Source organism: uncultured Algibacter sp. (assembly GCF_947495675.1).
Taxonomy (GTDB): domain Bacteria; phylum Bacteroidota; class Bacteroidia; order Flavobacteriales; family Flavobacteriaceae; genus Algibacter_B.
On sequence record NZ_CANLZX010000128.1, the window covers coordinates 1 to 203 of the forward strand.

Below are 203 nucleotides of genomic sequence, written 5' to 3' on the forward strand. Positions count from 1 at the left end.
GTCGCTGTTTCATAACAAGCTGTCGCTGGTTCTGCTGGTTGAGAACCTGTTACTTCCCACATACATGATGTAGTATTAAATGTTGCTGTTTCATAACAAGCTGTCGCTGGTTCTGCTGGTTGAGATCCTGTTACTTCCCACATACATGATGTAGTATTAAATGTTGCTGTTTCATAACAAGCTGTCGCTGGTTCTGCTGGTTG

General features: G+C 42.9%; 1 protein-coding gene. It reads right to left on the reverse strand.

Annotated features, from left to right (window positions below; translation table 11 throughout):
* A partial coding sequence (locus Q0842_RS16360; protein ID WP_298500600.1) for a hypothetical protein occupies positions 1–203 on the reverse strand: 203 nt, incomplete at both ends.